The organism is Diplocloster modestus (assembly GCF_019042245.1).
In the GTDB taxonomy this organism is placed as follows: Bacteria; Bacillota; Clostridia; order Lachnospirales; family Lachnospiraceae; genus Diplocloster; species Diplocloster modestus.
In genome coordinates this window covers 12,611-34,736 of sequence record NZ_JAHQCX010000029.1, presented here as the reverse complement: position 1 = coordinate 34,736, position 22,126 = coordinate 12,611, and the positions used below count along the sequence as shown (strand labels likewise).

The following is a 22,126-nucleotide window of genomic DNA, read 5'->3' as shown; positions in this document are numbered from 1 at the left end:
AAGGGGAGCATTCAGCTTCTGACATAGTGCATCCTGAATACCTATTCCTGTGCAGCAGCCCCAACCCGTCCCGGACTGTTAGAATCCCGGTGCCTGTTTTTCCTTCATATATTTTTCAACATCACCCTGGAACCGTTCCAGCAGCGCCTGTCCATCCATCTTTCCTTTCGAGGGCGCCTCCAGATAATATACCCACAGGGTACTGCTGAATAAGGGCTGCAGATCGTTGAGGATCGGGTTCATCTCTTCTACCAGCTTCCCGCTGTCCAGATATTCCTGATAGAGCTTGAGCACTTCCTCATTCATCTTCCCGCCGTCCACATCCGGGAATGCCGGGAATCCGGCGTTTTCCTCAAACCACAGATTACAGTATTCCGGAGTGGACCACAGATTGAAGATCTCTTTTACCGTATCCAGGTTCTTGGAGTCTTTGTACGCGGAAAATCCGATAGAATTATACACCGCGCCCATCACATCACTCTGGTCAAAATCTGCCGGCATATTAAACATCCCGATCTGGGCATCCGGGAAAGTCCCCTCGATCGTGCCGACCATCAGGGAAGTCCCGTACAGCATTGCCCCTTCCCCATTTGCCAGCCTCTCCAGACAGCTGTCATAGCTGACGGTCAGATAGTCCTCGTTGACATAGCCCTTCGTAAAATTAGACAGATAGTTATCGATTACCTGTGCAAGCTCCGGATAATCCGTAAGCTTCGCCTGATTGCTGAGCACTGCCTCGGCGAACTCGTAGCTCTTCTCATCACTGCCGAAAGCGCGGCTGAAACCTGAAGTCATCCAGATCTGCGGTACCCAGGTGTCGGACGGAAGCAGAATCGGGGTTACTCCCGCTGCCTTCAGCGTCTCACACATCTGGTCGAATTCTTGCGGTGTCTTGGGAAGATTCGTGATCCCGTTCTCTTCCAACACCTTCTTATTGTAGATCATACCCTGTATTCCATTGAAGGACTTGAAGGTAAACGAATAGATTTTTCCATCATCATGGGTGGAGATATCCGGATTGACCAGACGTGACGTCCACGCTTCCCCCGTCAAATCCGCCAGGTACTTCGGCGCATCAATCAGGCCGTACAGCTGGGGCACACTGTAATCGATCATATCCGGGCATTCCCCGGACCCCAGTTTCATTTTCAGCAGGTTGTCATACTGATCGTCCGGTACTACCTGCAGATCCACCGTAATATTTTCTTCCTCTTTCAATTTGGTGATCATTTTTCCAAGTCCCGGATAATTTCTGGACTGCATCACCATGGCGGAGACTCTTCTCTCTTCCTTGTCCCCCGCATCCGCGGTCTGATTCTTATCCGCCTGACTCTCTTCTTTTGCCGCAGGACTCTCCCCAGCCGTATTGCTGTCTGGTTTCGATGGCTGCGCCGCCTGGCCGCATCCCGCTAACCCTGATACCCCGACGATCACCATACATAGCAGCGCGCATAACCTGTTCACACTTTTCTTTTTCATTATTTTAATCCTCCTTTCTTTGATGTGCTCATGTTACCATTTCAAGCGCTTGTGGAGAATGTAAGAAAGAAAAATTTTCTATGGATTATTGGAAACTCTTTTTCGATACTCCGATGGTGCCATTCCCTCCTGTTTTTTAAATATCTTAGAAAAATACATGGAATCCTGATAACCGATCTCCTCTGCGATCTTCTTCAATGAGATCTCCGGCACCGCTGACAGCAGTTCCTTTGCTTTCTTCAAGCGCAGCTTCTGAAGGTATTCGTTAGGCGTACATTCATAATGTTCCCGGAAAATAGACCGCAGATAGATTGGCACAAAACCGAACCGTTCCTGGAGGACGGCACTGGTAATCTGTGTGGCGAACTGTTCTTCCAGATACTTCTTCATCTCCCAGGCCAGCGCTTTTTTATTGCCTCCCTCGCTGACATTGAAGCGGAAGCAGTATAAAATCACTTCCTGCAGCCCCTCCTCGATTTCCTGCAGGCGATATCCCTGCTCCATCACCTTCAGAATATCTTCCTCCAGATCCGCGTAGGCACACTCACAGTTGGCTCTTCCGCAGATATTCTGGAAAAACCGTTTGATGTTGTCCACCATCACGCTTCTGATATCTCTCGTCAACTCCAGCTCATGACGCAGCGCACGGGAAATCCCTTCGATACTGTTATAAACCGCAACGAAACCGCTGTCCCTGAGCCTGCTTTGCAGGGGCTCTGAGTCCTCCCGCTGTTCACCAATACGCACGGAGAAAAAGCCGGAAGCCGATATCCGCATGTTTTTCTTAGCCACCCGTCCCAGTTCTTCATAAGCCCTGTGAATCTGTCCCATAGTAAGAGGTGTCTCCTCTAATATAGCGGTCACAGGCACCCCTTCTTCCTGATCCATCTGTTGTATGAGTGCCCTTATTCTCCTGCCCACTCCCGTAACCATTTCCTTAACCAGCAGTATCCACTCCGCCTGGTATCTTCCATTGATCAGCCAATAGCTATCTGCGGGAAACTCCCGTTCCAGCAATTCACGGATTCTTTTTACGCGCTCTTTTTGCCGGTCGGTCATAAAATAACCTTCGTCTGTCATCTGGTAGGTACCGGCCCAGAAAGCCCCGATATAATACTTTTCCCCGTCCAGTCCCTGCCCGCTCTTTGCGCCGTCCTCTCCTAACAATAGGTGCTCATGAAGTTCCTGCAGCCGTTTATAATCCCTGGCCTGAAACTCTCCCTCCAATTTATCAAGCAGATCCGCCAGCTTTTCCTTGTTCAACGGCTTTAGCAGGTATTCTTTCACCCCATAGCGGATGGCCTGCTGGGCATAGGCGAATTCCCGGTAACCGCTCACTATAACGGTTACCACCTGCAGCTTTTGATCCTGGATATATTTCAATACCTCCATACCGTCCAGCACCGGCATATTGATATCCAGAAATGCCAGCGAAATCCTGTGGTTTTTAAGCGCCTCGATCGCTTCCTGCCCGTCCGCGGCCCTGGCCGCCACATGAAATGCCCCGTTCAGCTTCTCGATATTATTACTCAGATTCCTCAAGAGGGGAAGTTCATCTTCCGCCACCAATACTTCAATCATTCTTCAATCCTCCGATACACACCACTGCACCCTCGTTTCCGATTCCAGGCATCTTGATTTCAAAAAACATTGTATTTCCATAATTCATCCACAGCCGCATCATCACATTGATCAGTGACAACCCGCCGATCTTCAGATTCTCCATCATCTCCTTGGGATTCTTCGTCTGTATCAGGGAAAGCTGCCTGCTGATCTCTTCCATCTGCTCCTGATCCATTCCCACACCGTTGTCCCTCACTTCCAGATACCAGTTCCTCTCATCTTCATAACAGCGGATTTCGAGCTGCCATGGAAACCCCTTTTTCTTAAACCCATGCCGGAAACAGTTCTCCACCAGAGGCTGCAGGACATACTTGGGAATCTGTATCCGCCAGTCGATCCCGGAAGAGATCTGATACTGAAATTTGTCCTCATACCGCACTTTCATAAGATCCAGATAATTCTCAGCATGCCGGATCTCCTCCTGCACCTGTACCCGGGCATCGCCGTATTCGGTGTTGTACCGGATCATCTCCGACAGCTTCTGGCACATAAGGACCGCTTTTTCATTTTCCCCCTCGTCCGCCAGCGCCCCGATGACAGCGATGGCGTTGTGGATGAAATGAGGGTCCATCTGGGCCTGTAATGCCAACAACTGGGCGTTGAGCTCGCTGGTCCTGGCGAGAACCACTTCCTCCATGGACTGGCGCAGATTCCCCAGCATCTGATTAAATGCCGTTTCTATGTGGGCAAATTCATCATAACCGCCTTCCAGGACTAGTCCTTGTTCCGCTCCTCCCCCCTCAATTCTCGTTACCGATTCACATAACTTTATAAGGGGACTGGTCAGCCTGGTCAGAATCGATTTCTGTATGATAAACACTCCGCCGGTCAATACAATCAGCACGGCCAGGATGGTGAGCATCATATTCCGCATGAACACAGCCTGTCCGCTGTTATCCTGCTCCATCTCTATCTGAATACCATATTTTTCTATCGGAACAGCCCGGCGGATAATCGCCTTATCTTTCACCGACTCGGGAATTTCGCTGTCCGAGCCGAACAGAAACTCTTTACTCTTTAGATCCTTCACACAGAAATATTCGGTGTCGACCCCGGTGTTAAGCATCCTGCCCAACACCGTTATGGACAGCTGCACCTCCACATACCCAAGAGGGGTCCCCCTTAACATAGGGTCTTCCTGAATCGCGCGGATCACCGACACGTATCCCGGATTTGATTTTAACGTCAGCCGGTCCTCCTGGCAGTTTTCGTAAAGGCTGTATATCCCATCCTGCGCCAGTTCCTGTTCTATACTGTCAATATGGTCCCGGCGAATGTATTCCACCACTTTTTCATTGTCCACCGCATTGCCGGTATAGACAAAATCTCCGTACCGGTTATAGATACACACGCGGCTGGCCACATCTGTCTTCAGGATATAAGACCACATAAACTCGTGGATGCGCTTCGTCTCTACCACTTCACTCTGAAAATAATTATCAGGATTCTGAACATCCAGATCTTTTAATACGCCTACTATGTAATTGTTCGTGCTCAGCTGCAGAGCGATACTGTCCAGCATTTCGATAGAAGTCTCCATCCCGCTGCTCACCTTCTGGATGGTGCGTTCCATCTCTTCCGCATTTTGATCCGAACGGATATCCAGATAATACCAGAGAAAGGAAACCAGGAAGACCGTGATGACGGCCCCGATCACGCATACGTTGGTGAGAAGCAGTTTAAAGCGGAATTTGTATTTGCGCATCTCTTTTCCTCCAATGTTCTGTATCACATTTGCCTGCGCCGGCCTCTTTTGCTCTATTGTATCATATCATAACGGTTAGCAAAAATCTTTTCCCAAACATTCTGGTGTTCTCCTTCTTCTTCCAAGCAGTTCTTCCACCATACTGTATAAATCTACAAATTTCGCGCATGAAATTCAGGACATATGCACAAATATTTTTTATCATCTGATCGTGTATTGACTATTATGCATAACCATCATATAATAAAACCAGTTTACTAATGGGAGGGGGCGTTTGACACCTGTATAAGCAGTTATGTTGTGCAACTTGCGGAATCGATTCCGCGGAAAGGAGGAATTTATGAAACCCACTCTGCTGGATGTGGCCGAACTTGCCAAGGTATCCCGGACTACCGCCTGCCGTGCAATGAACAATGAAGGACGAATCGACGAGGAAACCCGAAAAAGAGTTCTGGAAGCGGCAAAATCACTCAACTATCAACCCAACCGTCTGGCGCAGTCCCTGCGGGTAAAACAATCTTTTGTGATCGGAGTAATCTTTTCCAATCTGTTTGCGGGTCATTTTTATTCTGAGATTTTCCGGGGGATCGAGGAATACACGTCCGGTCAAAACTATAATCTGATTCTGGGCTGCTCAGACGGTAGTGTGGAAAAAGAAACGGAACTGATTGAGTCCTTCCAGGCCAGACAGGTAGACGGATTGATCATGACTCCTACCAATCACATGAGCGCAGAGGCCATCGAGATACTGGAAAAAAGCAGAATCCCTGTTGTCTTTATTGATCGCTGTTCTACCGATTATGAACATGACTATGTCGGCACGGATAATCTGCTGGGTGGAAAACTGGCGGCGGACTATTTGAAAAAACTGGGACATCAGAATGTAGCCGTCTGCATGGGGCCTGATGGGGAAACTATGTCTGTGACGGACCGCCTAAGAGGCGCGGTACAGGTCTTTGAAAAAGAACAGATGCACTATTTCACAATTACAGGTAAGAGCAAAGCCAGGAATTCCAAGGAATTTTCCTATGAGGCGATGTTGGAAGCCATGGATACACTGGAAAGCAAAAAAGTGACCGCGGTTATGGCAATGTCGGACAGCGTGGCCCTGGGCGCATCCCGGGCATTGATCGAGCATGGTTACCGGATCGGAAAAGATATCGCCCTCATCGGTTACAACAACGATGACTTTTGCCCCTATCTAACGGTTCCGCTGACTACGGTCGGACAGCCGAAATACGAGCTTGGCGAGCGTGCAGCCGAGTTGTTGCTGAATAAAATCCGCGACAAAATGAGTAAAAGCAACACAAAGATTATTCTGCAGCCAAAATTGATGATCAGACAGTCTTGTGGTGAATCATAACAGGAAAGTTTCTTAATATGTAGTATTTGGAATCGGCCTATAGAAAGAATGTAAGGCAGAAAGCAGAAAAGTATAAATTTTACAAACCACTCCACTGGCTGTAAAACCTATACTTCTCATGTAACTACAATCCCTGATGCAATTTGTAGAAGATCATTCCCGCGAATCACTTTCCCACCAATTCAGCAAAGGATCAGAAAGTCAGATCGAAGTGAATGCTCATATTCTACCTGTCCGTATTTTAACACAAAGCTCGGATAATCACAACTCTTCAGCCACACAATGTTTCACTGCATAATCAACTTTTCACTGCATAATCAACTACTTATCACTACATAATCAACTTATCACTGCATAAGTAACGAATCAAATTGAGATTATTATACAAACCTATCCGCTTTAGCGGGGAAATGGAGTAAATTATGAAAAAGAAACTTAACATGCTGTGTTCTTTTCTTCTGATTATGATAATTATGGTAACAGGCGGATGTTCCGGCAAACAGGCCGGTGAGAACAGTCCTTCGTCACAGCCCCAGCAGAAAAAAGAAGAAAGCGGCGCAAAGATAACCGTGTCTCCTCAGATGATCGGAAATGAAAACGCCTCCATCGAGTTGGTGTGGCAGCCGAATCCGCCGCACTCCCTCTCCGATTCCAACCCGAAGAAACTGGAATATCTGACTGCAAAGGCAACCGAATGGGCGCAGGCACACCCGGATGTCAAGATCAAGATTATGGATACGACCACGGCGATCACAGAGTCTATGGCGAAAACACTGGTACAGGCATCTTCCGGACAGGCCCCTGATATGGGCGCCATCGATTCCTTTATTTTCCCTCAGTTTTATGACTATGTACAGCCGATCGATGACGTCATGCAGGAAAAGGGCATTCAGATTGATGATTTCTATGACTTTGCCAAGGGTGTCATGAAGCCCCAGGACGAGACGTTGGGGCTCTGGTACACAACGGATGTGCGGGTTCTGTTCTACAGAAAAGATCTGATCCCGGAAGCCCCGAAGACCTGGGCAGAAGTGGAAAAGATCGGCAATGATCTGAAGGCCAAGGGAATGGACGCCTTTATCTATACCGCGGCCAGAGACGAAGCAACCGTCATGAGCTCTGTACTGCCGTACTTCTGGGGACAGGGCGGAACCCTTGTGAATGACCAGGGCCTGCCTGCCTTCGGCGAGGGTGACAACCGGCAATATCTGATCGACCAGCTGACTTTCCAAAAAAAATGTATCGACGATGGGATCACGCCGTCCAGAGTGGTGGGCTTCGGCACCGATCCTGACTACATCCCCGATGTCGCGGCCGGACAGGTCGGCATGTTTGTGGCCGGAAACTACATGGCTGGACAGCTCAGCTCCGTGATTGGTGAGGATGAGTACAACAAAATGTGGGGAGTTGCCCAGATTCCCATGAAAGATGAGGGCAGTCATGTCACCGCATCTGGCGGATGGGTTTCCGCTGTATTTACCAAGGACGAGGAAAAAAGAAAACTGTGTGCGGATTTCCTGATCAGCATGTATGTGGATGATGAGGGGATGGCAGGCTGGTGCAAAGCCGGCGGTTACCTTCCGACCAGAGAATCCGTGTACGATACCGATGACTATTTCAACACAGACGAAGTGATGCAGGCCTGCCGGGAGGAATTAAAATACGCCGAAGTACGGCCGTCTGTTGATTCCTATACCAAAATCTCAGAATCCCTTCAGATCATGCTCAGTGATGTCCTGACCGGTACCTCTTCCCCGGAGGAAGCTGTTGACAACGCATTTGAAAATGCATTGAAGGAATAGAGGGATATTGTCCATGAACAGAAAACACTCAAAATCAAAAGCAGCAGGGGCGGGTAAACCGCCGCTCCTGTGGCTTGTGCCTCTGGCTGTCGTATTGCTCCTGATCTTCATCTATCCGCTGCTTGATGTGGTCAGATTGAGCTTTACGAATACGAAAATCGGAAGCCTGGATTACAACTATACCATAGCTTCCTACAAAAGCATTTTGACCGACCGCAACTTTTACTATATGCTTCGCACCACATTGGTCTTCGTGTTCTTCAGCGTGGTCTTTCAGACCCTGCTGGGTCTGGCCATCGCAGTATCTGTTGATAAAGGGGAAAAACTTGGACTTCGCGGCACTGTCTGCGTCCGCACCATATCCCTGATCTCCATGGTCATTCCCGGCGTCGTCATCGGTATCATCTGGAAAATGATGTTCGATGAGTCCAATTCCGGCCTGCTGAATTATATGATACAGAAGCTGGGTTTTGGCCCGGTACCCTTTCTGACCAGCCCAAACGTGGCACTGGTATCGGCGACGGTCGCCAATGTCTGGAGAGGCACCGCCCAGAGTATGATCCTTCTGTACTGCGGCATCAAAACAGTCTCCGCCGATATTCTGGAGGCAGCCATGGTAGACGGGGCCAGTGCCTGGAAGCGTCTGATTCACATTACTCTGCCATCCATGAGAAATGTACTGGCAGTTAATATCATCCTGAACCTGATCGGGACCTTCAACACGTTCGATATGGTGATGTCCCTTACAGGAGGCGGCCCCGGCAGAAGTACCGAGGTACTGGCGCTCAGCGTTTACAACCAGATCTTCGGACAGCTGAACATGGGTAAGGGAAGCGCCATTGCCGTCATACTGATTGTGCTGAACATGATTATGGCATTTGTCTATTTTAAAATCCAGCAAAGGGGGGAAGTACAGTGACAAAAAAGAAAAGCAGGACAGGCACAAAAATAGGCCTTTATCTGGTATACATCGTCATCAGCATTTTCTTTCTATATCCCGTGCTGTGGGTACTCTCCTACTCATTTAAGACGGTCCCGGAATTATTTTCCGTACCGCCGAAGTTTTTACCACAGTCCCTGCAGCTGGACAATTACAGATATGTGATTCAAAATACCTATATTGTCAAAAACATCTGGAACTCCTTTTATATCGTAGTTCTCACCATACTGGGAACCCTGGTGCTTGCCTTACCCGCGTCCTATCTGTTCTCCAGATTCCGGTTCCGGTTGAGCCGCCAGCTCCAGTTCTTTATCCTGATCTTCCAGATGATTTCACCTATCGTCATCGCCATCCCGCTTTACAATTATCTAAGCAGGATAAACCTGGTCAACAATCACGCCGTCCTGATCCTGATATACATCGCCATCAGCATTCCCATGGCGGTGCTCAACATCAAAAGTTATCTGGATACCATACCAAAAGAAATCGATGAGGCAGCCATCATCGATGGCTGCAGCCACTGGCAGATCCTGACGAAGATACACATTCCCACCTCCATATCCGGAATCATCTCCGTCTCTTTGATGATCATGGTTTCCCTGTGGGGGCAGTTCGTCGTGCCGTTTATCCTGTTAAACGATGCCGTAAAGTTCCCGGTATCCGTGGGCCTGATTAACCTGCAGAGTTCTTCGGAGGCGATCACCACACATTATCTGGCCGCGGCCTGTATATTGGGGATCCTGCCCACCACTTTGATCTTCCTCATACTGCAAAAATATATCGTTTCCGCTATGACTGCGGGAGCAGTGAAAGGATAACAGACTGTATAAAATGAAAAAAATATTGCATGTGATTTCACACACCCACTGGGATCGGGAGTGGTACCTTTCTTTCGAGGACTTCCGGATCCGGTTGGTGGATATGATAGACCGGCTTCTGAACTATCTGGACCGTGATCAGACGTACCGTGCCTTCATGCTGGACGGGCACACCGCACTGATATTGGACTACCTGGAGATCAAGCCTTATAAAAAAGAGCTTTTGAAAAAATATATACGGGAACAGCGGATTCTAATCGGCCCATGGTACATACTCCCGGATGAGGTTCTGATCTCCGGCGAGTCCCATATCCGGAATTTCCTGATGGGAGCCTCCATCTGCCGGGAAATGGGCGGCTGCATGAACACCGGTTACCTTCCGGATGCTTTCGGCCATCCATCCCAAATGCCCCAGATCCTGAAAAAACTGGGACTAAACGAGATCGTATTCTGGAGAGGGATGCCGGATTCCATCAAAAAAAATGAATTCCTGTGGGAGGCACCTGACGGCGAAAGCCTGCTGGCGATAAATCTGCCTTACGGTTACGGCAACTGTCCCCATCTTCCCAACGAGAAAGAGGCATTCCTTCAGCGGATCCAGGCGGTGGCCGATGCCTACGAGAACAAATCATGGAGCGACGTGATACCCATTATGAACGGAAGGGATCATCTGGAGGCTCAGGAATGCATTACCGATATGCTCGCCTCTCTGAAGGATGAGACGGAGGATTACGAGATCATCCACTCCACCCTCCCCGATTTTGTCCGGCAGCTCCGGGAACAGCTGGATCTGGAAAAACTGCAGCACTATAAAGGCGAAATGCGCTCAAGCGACAGGACACTGTTATTAGGCGGGACACTGTCCACCAGAATCTATCTGAAACAGCACAACGAAGAGGTAACACGCCTCTATGAAAGATGGGTGGAACCGTTTACGGCGGCAGCACGGCTGCTCGGCCTCCGGAATTATCCCAGGGACCTGATCCGGCAGGGCTGGAGGTATATCCTGCAGAATCATCCCCATGACAGCATCTGCGGATGCAGTATTGATGAAGTGCACCAGGAGATGGAAGTACGGTTTCTAAAAGCTCGGCAGATCGGAAGAGAACTGTGCAGCAGAGCACTTCAGGCAGTCACAGGCGCCCGAATAACAGATGTGAACGACGATGATGTCTGGATTACCGTATTTAACCCGTTGGCCTACAACAGAAGTGCCATTATGACCTGTACCGTGGAGTTCTATCCGCAGCTTCATAATCATTTGAATTATCAGCATATGAATCAGCGGGAGTATTACCCCTACGCAAAAGAAAACGCTGACTTTCCTTCCTCGGTCACCCTGGAAGATTCCCGTGGGAACCGCTGTGAGGCTGTCGTGAACCGCGCCTACATAGGGCAGGGTCTCTGGCTTAGTACACAAGAGCAGCCCAAAGAATACAAATGCCACTGTTATGAGATCACCTTTACGGCGGATCAGGTTCCGGCCTTTGGATTCAAATCCTACCGTGTTATTCCCCGATACGGCACTCAGACAGTACAGACAGAGCCGGAAGCAGCTTCCGATGATATGGGCTGTTTCATCGAAGATGAGTATTACCGGGTGGAATTCCTGGATGGAAAACTGAATATTTACGACAAGGTGCTTCACCAAAACTATGAGGACTGCGCGCGTCTGATCGACAGCGCGGATGCGGGGGATGAGTATACTTATTCTTATATTGAGAATGACCGCGATATACGAATCGACCCTTCCTCCCTGAAAATATGTGCGGACGGACCCACAGATATCGGCAGGAGCCTGACCATATCCGGATCCATGAATCTTCCAAAAGGTCTGACGGCCGATGAGAAAAGCAGGAGGCAGGAAACAATCGCCTGTGCATTTACCATGAAAGTCGTGCTGCAGTCATTCGCCAAACGAATTGACTTTACAGTTACCTTTGATAATCAGGCCGAAGACCACCGCCTGCGTGTCTTGTTTCCCGCTGCATTTTACACGGACCACTCCTGGGCTCAAAACGCATTCAGCGTCGATCGGCATATGATCCGAAGGCTTTCGGATATGCATGGTACCGAGATTTTCTATACAGATTGTCAAAAAGAATTCGTCAGTATCGACGACGGGCATACCGGAATATCCATCTTCAACAAAGGATTGCCGGAATATGAATTAGTACAGACTGACAGCGGCAGCGCACTGGCACTGACTTTAGTACGGTGTGTGGAATATCTCTCGAAGGCGAAGATGCCGACCCGGACAGGGGATGCCGGCTGGAATCTGGAAACTCCGATGGCTCAGTGCCGCGGTATACATGAATTTGAATTCGCCTTCACCTCCCACGCCGGTACAGCTCTTAAGAATCATGTGCCCAGGATGGCGCAGGAATACTCGAATCCGCTTAAAGCCCACCAACTGCCGGATCATTGCAGGCCTGCGCGGGAAGAGTGTTCTCTGATCCGGATTGATCAGGAACGTTTCATCCTGTCGGCTGTTAAACTTGCTGAGTTAACCGATGATGATCTGATCGTAAGATTCTACAACTGTAGTGATCATATGGATACCGGGACGATCCAGTTTGGATTTCCGGTAACCCGGGTGCAGTTATGCGATCTGAAAGAGGATTCCATATCGGAATTGGATGTTCGTGACAACCGGGTTAAAGTGTCCGCTAAGGGCTGGGAGATCGTGTCCTTGAAGATCGGGATCGGACAATAAGAGCAGCAAACTTCTGAATGGATATCTACTTAATAAGACTGCCGGGACCAGATAGTCCCTGAGAGGCTGTAAAATAAGTCCCTAACAGAGGGAATTTTTACAGCCTCACATTCCTCAACACGTCCTGTTCACTTATCGATTACCTCAGACTGCGCCTTTTAACTTGGCAAACATATCACCAAATACTGCATCTCGATAAATAAAATTACAGATACGCATCAGATGCCGGGACGGGTCACTTTTCCACTTGATTTCCGGCAGGAGGTGCGGCGCAGGCACCAGAGTGGAGGGACACCAGATCGGATTTACCATATATCCGATGGTTGAAATATCCCATATGATACGTGATGGCGCTATATCTGTAGTAATCAGATCTTTTACCAATTTATTGTCATAATCATCCTGTCCCCTTAGATACGAATATCGATAACCATTAAGCATAGCGATAGATGCCTCTTGGCCTAACTGATTTACAACGATATCAGTAAGATAAGTTCCGATTCTGCTTTTACCTTTTATTTCCGTTTCCAGCTCAGGCTTCGTTGTCGTTAGATGAGAGCATACGCCCATACATGGAAGCAATACCAGCGGGACACCGCTATCAAATATCAGTTGCGAGGCAATCATATCCTGGCCTAAATTAAACTCAATTGTCTGTGGCCAGTAAAAAGGCTGTCCCGCCAACCATATAACTACGATTTTTTTTACGATCTCCGGTTCTAACATCAATGCGGAAGCTACATTGGTAATTTCACCAATCGAAACCACATAGAGCAGATCATCACTTGCCATAGCCTTCTCGACCAGATCATGCGCCGCATCGCTGTGCACAGGCCGTTCAGGATCGGTCAGATAGGTATCCGATCCTTTGAACACCTTTCCTTTGGATGACATCCCCAGCAAATCATATATTTTTATTATCTCCCGGTAGCTTAGTTCCATGCCTTCTGTTAGATCATGCGTCATAGGGATGGACGCTTCGTCCGCCCCCAGAGCTCTGGCAAAAAATGAGGAGGAGTATGGCGCTGCATATACAGCTTGCACATCAAGGCGATTTGGTGAAAGCAAGGCGTAAGCCAGCGCGAATTGATCATCCACTTCATTATAGGTGTCTGTATCCAAAACCATTGACAGTTTTCCACTACGTGGTCTCAAGCGTTCTTTTCTTTCATCTTCACTCAATACAGGAAATTTCATTGTCTTTATCCTCCCCTTTTATACCTCTCGTTCGTTGTTTCCCATCTCCGGAACAAATAAGTTATCGATCTCCTGCCTAAATGGCATAGAAGGTGCCGTTCCAAACTTTTGCACTGACAATGAAGCCAGGGCATTTCCAAAATCAGCAGCCTCAAAAACATCTTTTCCTTCCGCCAGCGCAGTCACAAAACCGCCATTAAAGGCATCTCCCGCTCCCGTCGTGTCCATTGCTTCGACAATTCGTGCCTCTACCATTTTTGACTTTTTACCATCACTCACGAAAACTCCGGATTTTCCCATAGTGATTACAACAGTTTTAACCTGATTTGCGTGAAAAATTTCAGCGGCTTTTTGAGCTGATTTTTCATCAAAAACACTTACGCCTGTCAATACCTCCGCCTCCACCTCGTTAGGCGTAATGATATCAACCATAGATAGCAGTTCCTCAGATATTTTCCTGGCGGGCGCAGGATTGAGCACAATCATCCCTCCCGCCTGCTTCCCGATTTTAACTACACGCTCCAAGGCATCCAGGTTTATTTCGAGTTGAACCAGCAAAATATCAGAAGCCACGATCTTCGGCCTTAGTGTCTCTATATCCTTAGCCGTAAAATTTGTACAAGCCCCCGGGACAACAAGTATTTGGTTTTGCCCGGTATTTTCATCCACACAAATCAATGCAATCCCAGTATCATAGTCTTCGTCTAACAAAATGAGATCCGTCGAAATATTATTCTCGTGGTAAAAATCCAGCGCATGATCACCAAAAGTATCCTTGCCTAATTTAGTAACAAGCATTACATCAGCCCCAGCGCGATGCGCAGCAACCGCTTGGTTGCTGCCTTTACCTCCAGGGCCGGTCTTAAACCAATTTCCAAATACTGTCTCTCCTGCTCTTGGTAAATGTGGCGCTTTTCCCGTTAAATCGGCTACATAGCTTCCCCAAACCATAACTTTTTTCGACATGTTTTCTCCTCTGCAACATATGGCAGCGTGGGGATTACCTGTTTTCTGATCCGGCAATCCCCACACAATATATATTACTACAAACGAACCAATTCGCTGTTTAACATTACATCAAGGTGATTCCTTCCCCGTCGCCATAAAGGATTTCTATAGATCTTTGGAGTTCTCCACTCGCATCATCCATTTTTTGATGATAAAGGCCCCAACATTTTGCATTGCTGAAAAAGCAGGTGAAATCATCCTTACTCACAACGGGCTCAAATCCTATTTGTCCTTTTGTCATGTCATATTGATACCCGGAAGCAGCGATCAGCAGTCCCCAGCATGCCATTGAGCGTACATAGTGGTGCCCCTGTTCCACTTCATCCCACGGGTTTCGTTTGACGCCGTCATACCTGTTGCGTGAAGCAGATACAACCTTCATGGCTTCATCGAAATAACCTTCGTATACCAAATGTGATGCAACCTGGTATTCAATGCCGGACCAAAGTTCATCGCTATATACAAAAGGTACGATCGGCTTTTCGCCGTGGGGCCATGTACAAGTGATTAATCCCCCTTCATCATTCAATCCATATACACGCTGCACATTTACATGGTTTGTCATATCCGATTTAAAATTATACTTAAAGACGGAATGGATGGCCTTTTTTACATGTTCTTCCGGCAATATATATCCCAGTCCCGCAATATGCGCCAATTCCTGTCCAAATACCTGATCTGACAAACACCCTTCATGATATTGATAATTATAAGTATCTCTATCATTGAGTTTTTGTATATAGTATTCATCGTTAAAGAGCATTTCGTCCATTTTTCTGGAGCCCTGCTCCCGTGCCTTCTTATACTTTTCGGCCCTGCCATCCTCGCCTAGATATCTGGCTATTTCTTCTGCCGCTTTTAATGCTGCGTAAAAAATTGAGTTTGTCATTGAGGAAACCCCATAAAATTCAATATCATAGGTATTATGCTGTTCACTCTCAAAAACAAAATCTCCATCCTTATCCCACTTTGTGAACGCATACTCCAGTGCGCGCACCGCGGGTTCCCACATTTCTTTTAAGAACTCATCATCACCGGAAATCTTCCAGTCCCGGTAAAGCTGAACGATCGTTCCCATCTGTCCATCTGCGCATGGTGGTATATATTTAAAACGATCAAATCCGAATACCACATTCGCTCGATAACACATCTCACCATCTTCGTCCGTTTCCTGGATGAAGTTGATCCTTCTCATAGTTTGTTCCAGCTCCGGGAACAAGAATGCAAGTATCTGCTGGTAATTCCATACATGGCTGCAGTTACCTTCACAGCTTCCGGCATCGTCAAAGCAACCTTCCCAACCAAGAAATGTGCCGTTTTCCAACCGGAAACACGTATTACTCCTCAATACCGTAATATTCGCTGCCATTGCATCGATCATAACCGGCGGAAGTGTTGTTTGATACAGTGCTCTCCTAAAATCATCGGATTGTTTTTCCAGCTTCACCAAGTTTTTTACAAGGTAATCGTCCACATCCCATGCACTCTTAAACAGGTTCGTATAATAATTTTTCACCCGCCTTCCATCATCTTTGCCTGTGCGGTCAAACATCATACCGCCGGCCCATTTCGCCGGCCGGTCGGGGAAGTACCAGGATATAATAAACTCTATTTCCTTCTCTTCTAATGCATCCAGCTCAAAATCTGAGCATATGGAACCGACCGACATTTCTCCTAACATCGGCAACGCACTTTTATGCTTGCTTAGAGTCGGCTCTATTTCCAGTTTGCCATCCTGTTCAAAATCATGCCAGAACTCATGGGCTCCATTCCACCAGCCGCTGCTGCTCCAATAAGGCGTCACCGTAACATTTTCTTTTGTTGTCGTTACGATCGACATGCTTCCTGCTGTCAAATGGCCTTCGGGAAGATCCGGATTGGTGTAATAGAGTCCGCGCAGCCCATCCATCTCACGGTATTCATTAATAGGCTTACCTTCCGTTCTGAGCAAAGGGAAGTATTTGACATATCCTGAAAATCCTACCGCGTTTATGATCGATCCCGCAATCGATACATTGATTTTGCGGTTTTTCTTATTTTTGACCTTGTATCTTATAACAGCCGCCGGTATTCCGGAATTTGCCGCATCCAATGGGATAAAAGGCGTAAACGCAACCAGATCTACGTCAACCGGCATATCCGGGTCCCGCAATTCCACCATGGCTTTGCTTACTTCGCCGGAAATACGCGCTTCTTCAAAACGTGGTATCCCGTAACCGTCCCATGGCCAATACCCATTCGAAGTTTCAAAAGGCGGGCGCAATTTGGATTCCAATATCTTGACTTGTGCGTTATCATTGCCTTCTTGTGTTCTTATCGCAAAGAATGTATAGGAAAGCTTCCCCCCTTTTTGAGGTCTGTTAAATATTTCCCAGTCACACATCTGCCCTCTGGAGCCTATTGAGAAATTACCGGTACCTATACCGCCCAATAAAAACTTTGCTACCGTAGCATCATCTTTATACCAGATACGGTTTGAATTTATATTATCCATATTTATTATCCTTTTTCTTTCTACTAAAAGTTAGATACAGAACTCCTATCATTTTTATTATCACCTTCCTATGCAAGTGTTTTTTTACGCAAACGTTTTTTAGGTCCCTGACGGCCTACCACAAAACCGCAAACTGACAGTAATGTGACACCAAGCACAACGTTTTGCATAATGCTGGGAAGTCCCAGCGCAATAAGGGCGTTAAAAATCATGGATAAAGTAAACTGACTGACAAAAACACCAATCGCCATATTGCAGAACGGTTTCATAGTACTTGCAATAAAAACACAAATCATAGGCCTGAATATCATGGTGACACTCGTCATACTCTGTGCCGTCGAGATAGTATCCGCATATGTTATTTGCAAAACTGCAGTAATTCCCAAGAATAAACCGGAGACTGCAAAAGCCAAAAATTTTATTTTTGAAGTTTTTACGCCCATTGTTCTCGCTAACAGCTCATCGCTTCCGACTACACCCAGATGACAGGAAAATTTAGTATGATAATACATGAAGTAGAACAGTACGGCAGCGCCAATCATGATAAAAATACTATAGGGAAATTTACCGATCATACCGTAGACTGGATCGATGGTAACAAAAACCCCGTAACCAAGTTGCGTGCCAAGCACCTCATAAACAAGCAATAGTCCTAAACAAACGATCAGAGAAGGGATTTTAAGCGCTATATATACCGCACCATTTATAATTCCCAGTATTAAAGCTATTAAAACGCAGCCAACAATCAATCCTGCCATTCCATAAGCGCCGCACAGCTTTCCCCCTATCATCGCTGCCAATACAATAATAGAACCGCTGCTGATATCAAAAAGCCCTGCAGCTATTGTGAAACACATTGCGTATGACATGACCGTTGGAATGACAGATTGAAGCAGCACGATCTGTACTGTAGCCAATCTAAAATTCGGAATCAGCAATGTGCAAATTACAAAGACGATAATCGGAACTATTGCAGTTTTTAATATTTTCTTTGATAAGTTCTTCGTATTTTTCACGTCCTTTACCTATGGTTCTACATATCCTTCATAATCTTTTATGGGGCCGGGAACCGGCGGTTTAAGATCCGCATGTCTTTTCGCAACTTCTTCTAAGCTGAAAGTTGCCGCCATGTTCACAATATCGTCTGCCGATACATCCGGATTATAAGCCGAGAGATAATGTTCTTCCTCCTCAAATGTATACCAGGGCAGTTCGCCTTCAAAATAGTAATAATAATCCTTAAGATCATCCATATCCTTTATGGTAATAAAGGGCACCTTAATATCTAACTGCTCGCCTCCCATTAAACCATTTTCCGAAATCGTATTTACCATCAATGTCGTCAATGTATTAAGGGATGATATCCATATCCCGCCTTTCGACACAAGAACACGGTCTTTTGCCATTGCGGTATCTAAGCCATCCAGGAAGTCTACGACACCTAATTTCATGTGCCCTTCCGGATCATATTGATCTAACGCGGAGGTTATTCCGCTAAGCAGATTATAGCCCATAGATCCGGCAATCAAAATTCCGTCCAGATCGGGATAGGCTGTAATAAAACTTTCCACTGCTTGCGCCGCATCCGCAGCCTGTGCAAGATCACGCGCCTCCGCAACGATCTCCAGCCCGAATTCTTCTACTGCTCTATCAAGCCCCTCTTCTCTTCGTATTGTTGCCGTGTTGCTCTTGTCTAAAGATATTAAACCGATTTTTTTCATGCCATAATCAGCCATCTCTTGAGCGACCTCATAGCATACGTTTTTATCGTCCTGCGTAACCGTACCGATAAAATATGGTGATTTATAAATCACTTCGCATACCTCAGGATCAATGACTTCTCTCCAGACGACACCCCAATATACACCCGCTTTCTCACAAATCTGCGATGTTTTAATCAGCATGGAATCATTAACCGGACTAACCAAAATACCATTACATCCCGCAGCAATAAGCTTTTCAATGGCTGTGAGTATAGAATCCGCATCTGCGCCGCCACCGGTTTCGTAATACATTTCACCTCCATTCGGCATATTTCCCACAATATATTCGGCGTTCGTTAGCATCGTAACCATATTTCTGCTTTCAAAGCGAGCCATTGGTATCCCCAGCTTTATGTATGGAACATCCGAGTTTCCGCCACCGGTTTCAGTACCTCCAGTACTTCCAGGTACATTTTCTTTCTGCACATTTTGTGGCCCCTTCTGAACTCCTGCTTCTTTTTTTTGCCCGCATCCCACTGGCAATGACATCATGAGCACTACACATAGCACGAAAGCCAAACTCTTCTTTTTCATTCTTCTCTCCTTTTTCATAAGTTATTTAATTACTTCAATACTTTTACGGTCAAAAGTTAACGCTACAACAATGATGAACAGCACCCCCTTTACCAATTGCTGCAGTGTGGATTCCACGCCACATATAGTTAAGCCATTAGAAATGACAGCCATTATGATACTGCCTATAATCACAGCCCGGAATCTCACAGAATAACCGCCGGATAAAACAGCTCCGCCAAACAGCAAAGCCTGCATAGCGCTAAATTGAAGGGTAGATCCCGTTGCTGCCGTTGCTGTGCCCGAGCGGGTCAGGAAAAAGAACGCGATTAACCCCGCGATCGCTCCCATTAGCATATAGCTGCTGACCTTAACCCATCTGACCTTCACCCCCGTTTGCCTCACAACTTCGACACGCGAGCCAACCGCTCTGCACCATTTCCCGTAAGCGGTATAAGTAAACAGAATAAAGCAGATTATTGCAACTACCGAGGCTACGATAATTTTGATCCATACTTTATCATATTCCAATAATTCATAGGGTACTGATTTTGAGCCATCTCTCAATATCAGTTCTACAATTCCTCTAAGCATAAACGATATCGCAATTGTTACAAAAAAAGAGCTGATTTTTAACTTAGACACCACAAATCCGTTTAACATTCCGAGTCCTAAGCCTACAATTATAGCAACGGGTAAAGCTAAGTTGACATTTACAGATGCCGCGTAAGCCCCTATTGCGCAGCATATCGCAGCAACTCCTGCAACAGACAGGTCCATCTCTCCTTGTGCTATAATAAATATCAACCCGCACGACGTAAGTAAAATCATAAACACTTCATTAAAAAACGCAGTGAAATTTTGAGCAGTAAATATTCTGCCTCTACTGGCAATACCAAAAAAGAGTATCACTGTAACGAGTCCGATAATCGGTACCAGATTCTGTTTGCTGATCTTAGTAACGAAAGATAGCTTGAATTCTTTTTTCTCATTTGCAATTTGTGTTTGCATTCTTATACCTCCGAGCGAACAATTTATATACGAAGTTATATCATATAATCGATCAAATCATTATCTTTCATATCCTTTTGTCTCGTAAATTCGGCATTTATTTTACCTTCCTTCATCAATAATATTCGGTCACTCATTCCAATCAGTTCAGATAATTCTTCTGATATTAAAATGATTGTATTGCCTTCATTTCGTATTTTCACCATTAATTTATAGATTTCAGCTTTAACCCCTATGTCAATCCCCCTTGTCGGACAATCCATGATCAAAATTTTTGATCCAAACCCGATCCACTTTGCAATAATCACTTTTTGTTTATTTCCGCCCGACAGATGCATACACAGCTGGTCGATGCTATTCCTTTTAACCTCCAGAATATCAGCATAATTTTCACTAAACTCGTTCTCACTCTTGTTTGTGATAATAACGCCTTTTCGCAGCTTTTTAAGCGATGGCAGGCAGATGTTATCCTTGATGCTTCCTTCCGTCATTACCGCCTCTTTATCCCGGTCCTTCGACATATAACCGATTCCATGGCTCATAGCCTGCGACGCCGTTTTGTACTTTATATGCCCTTCATAAAGCATTTGTCCCCGTTCCGGTTTCGTAAGCCCAAAAAGGATTTTCCCCAATTGATGCATACCACTTTCATTAAGGCCCCCAACTCCTAAAATTTCGTTCTTGTATGCTGTCAATGAAATATCTTCAAGAAAGCCTTCACAAATCCCTTCGGCCTTAAGTGCAATCTCTTTATTGGGCTCTTGACCGCCATAATCAGATCGGTAATAGGACCCTACCATTTCACGGCCTACCATCAGCTGTTTAATTCGATCAACATCAAATTTATCTTTCGTTAACCGGTCTACGTAGACTCCATCCTTAAGTATCGTCAGTACATCACAATGTTCCATCAACTCTTCAATGTCATGTGAGATAAAGACAACTGTTTTACCAATTTCCTTCATATGCTTCATGATAGAATACAGTATGTCCCTTCCCCTTTTAGAAAGCGCGCTTGTTGTCTCATCTATAATTAGGATGGAGGGTTCCGTATACATCGCTCTTACCACTTCAATTAATTTTCTATCTTCATAGGACACGGAAAATGTAGGTTGATCCGGATCAATATGAAAGATATTATGTTTATGCAGTAACCCCTTCGCTTCTTCGCTCATTTTTTTGATGCTCAGAATACCGGATTTATAAAATTCCGATTCTTTTCCTACGAATAGATTTTGGGCAACCGTAACTTCTGCAAAGGTACCTTGTTCCTGAATGATCATACAGACACCTTTTTGAGTTCCGCTTAGAACCGATTTCGGCGCATATGGTTCGCCATTTAAAAACATTTCTCCATAATCCGGCGGTTGAAGGCCTGCTATAATTGTGGCTAACGTACTTTTCCCGGATCCATTTTCACCAATCAGACCATACACTTCTCCCCTTCCCAATGTTATAGATACGTCCTCTAAAGCTCTTGTTGGTCCAAAAGTCTTATTTATGTTTTTGCTCTCAAAAACAGTTCTGCTATTCATCATTTTTCACCACCAGCTAATATTGTTAACTACTGTTAAAAGTATAGCTATATTTAAAAAAATATTAAACTATAAAAAAGAGACAATTTGTTAGGATTATCTATGTGTTTCTCATATAATATTGTCAAATTCATTCTTGTCTTTTATAATTATTATGGT

Annotated in this window: 15 protein-coding genes; 5 read left to right on the top strand and 10 right to left on the bottom strand. The window is 46.1% G+C overall.

Annotation, left to right across the window (positions count from 1 at the left end; translation table 11 throughout):
- Positions 1-78: 78 nt before the first annotated feature.
- The 3 genes from KTH90_RS24300 to KTH90_RS24290 all read right to left on the bottom strand — a co-directional run bounded on the left by KTH90_RS24300 (position 79) and on the right by KTH90_RS24290 (position 4,807).
- Positions 79-1,479 carry an ABC transporter substrate-binding protein gene (locus KTH90_RS24300; RefSeq protein WP_238727589.1) on the bottom strand — a complete coding sequence of 467 codons (1,401 nt, stop codon included), beginning with the start codon at positions 1,477-1,479 and terminating at the stop codon, positions 79-81.
- 78 nt (positions 1,480-1,557) lie between these two features.
- Entirely contained in the window at positions 1,558-3,060 is a 1,503-nt protein-coding gene (locus KTH90_RS24295) for a response regulator transcription factor (protein ID WP_238727588.1), read from the bottom strand.
- Positions 3,053-4,807, bottom strand: coding sequence for a sensor histidine kinase (locus KTH90_RS24290; protein WP_238727587.1), 1,755 nt, complete (start codon positions 4,805-4,807; stop codon positions 3,053-3,055). The genes KTH90_RS24295 and KTH90_RS24290 overlap by 8 nt, the downstream gene beginning before the upstream one ends.
- Positions 4,808-5,147: 340 nt before the next feature.
- Here KTH90_RS24290 and KTH90_RS24285 point away from each other — a divergent pair, with 340 nt between their 5' ends.
- The 5 genes from KTH90_RS24285 to KTH90_RS24265 all read left to right on the top strand — a co-directional run bounded on the left by KTH90_RS24285 (position 5,148) and on the right by KTH90_RS24265 (position 12,446).
- Positions 5,148-6,170: a LacI family DNA-binding transcriptional regulator gene (locus tag KTH90_RS24285; protein ID WP_238727586.1), complete on the top strand. Its 1,023-nt coding sequence runs from the start codon at positions 5,148-5,150 to the stop codon at positions 6,168-6,170.
- Positions 6,171-6,592: 422 nt separating this feature from the next.
- Entirely contained in the window at positions 6,593-7,972 is a 1,380-nt protein-coding gene (locus KTH90_RS24280; RefSeq protein ID WP_238727585.1) for an extracellular solute-binding protein, read from the top strand.
- A gap of 13 nt (positions 7,973-7,985) precedes the next feature.
- Positions 7,986-8,891 carry a carbohydrate ABC transporter permease gene (locus tag KTH90_RS24275; RefSeq protein WP_238727584.1) on the top strand — a complete coding sequence of 302 codons (906 nt, stop codon included), beginning with the start codon at positions 7,986-7,988 and terminating at the stop codon, positions 8,889-8,891.
- Positions 8,888-9,730: a carbohydrate ABC transporter permease gene (locus KTH90_RS24270; RefSeq protein WP_238727583.1), complete on the top strand. Its 843-nt coding sequence runs from the start codon at positions 8,888-8,890 to the stop codon at positions 9,728-9,730. Before KTH90_RS24275 ends, KTH90_RS24270 begins: the two co-directional genes overlap by 4 nt.
- Positions 9,731-9,743: 13 nt before the next feature.
- Positions 9,744-12,446 carry an alpha-mannosidase gene (locus KTH90_RS24265; protein WP_238727582.1) on the top strand — a complete coding sequence of 901 codons (2,703 nt, stop codon included), beginning with the start codon at positions 9,744-9,746 and terminating at the stop codon, positions 12,444-12,446.
- A 144-nt stretch (positions 12,447-12,590) separates the two neighbouring features.
- Here the strand turns inward: KTH90_RS24265 and KTH90_RS24260 are convergent, their stop codons facing one another.
- From KTH90_RS24260 to KTH90_RS24230, 7 genes are all read right to left on the bottom strand, one after another.
- Positions 12,591-13,643, bottom strand: a complete 1,053-nt coding sequence (locus KTH90_RS24260; RefSeq protein ID WP_158355610.1) for a nucleoside hydrolase — start codon at positions 13,641-13,643, stop codon at positions 12,591-12,593.
- An 18-nt stretch (positions 13,644-13,661) separates the two neighbouring features.
- Positions 13,662-14,609, bottom strand: a complete 948-nt coding sequence (rbsK, locus tag KTH90_RS24255; protein ID WP_238727581.1) for a ribokinase — start codon at positions 14,607-14,609, stop codon at positions 13,662-13,664.
- A 106-nt stretch (positions 14,610-14,715) separates the two neighbouring features.
- Entirely contained in the window at positions 14,716-17,145 is a 2,430-nt protein-coding gene (locus KTH90_RS24250; RefSeq protein ID WP_238727580.1) for a GH116 family glycosyl-hydrolase, read from the bottom strand.
- Positions 17,146-17,213: 68 nt separating this feature from the next.
- Positions 17,214-18,161, bottom strand: coding sequence for an ABC transporter permease (locus KTH90_RS24245; RefSeq protein ID WP_158355607.1), 948 nt, complete (start codon positions 18,159-18,161; stop codon positions 17,214-17,216).
- A gap of 9 nt (positions 18,162-18,170) precedes the next feature.
- Positions 18,171-19,442 carry a sugar ABC transporter substrate-binding protein gene (locus KTH90_RS24240; RefSeq protein ID WP_238727579.1) on the bottom strand — a complete coding sequence of 424 codons (1,272 nt, stop codon included), beginning with the start codon at positions 19,440-19,442 and terminating at the stop codon, positions 18,171-18,173.
- 21 nt (positions 19,443-19,463) lie between these two features.
- Positions 19,464-20,432, bottom strand: coding sequence for an ABC transporter permease (locus tag KTH90_RS24235; RefSeq protein WP_158355605.1), 969 nt, complete (start codon positions 20,430-20,432; stop codon positions 19,464-19,466).
- A 35-nt stretch (positions 20,433-20,467) separates the two neighbouring features.
- A complete protein-coding gene (locus KTH90_RS24230; RefSeq protein ID WP_158355604.1) occupies positions 20,468-21,970 on the bottom strand; it encodes a sugar ABC transporter ATP-binding protein in 1,503 nt (500 codons plus the stop codon).
- Between the last annotated feature and the right edge of the window lie 156 nt (positions 21,971-22,126).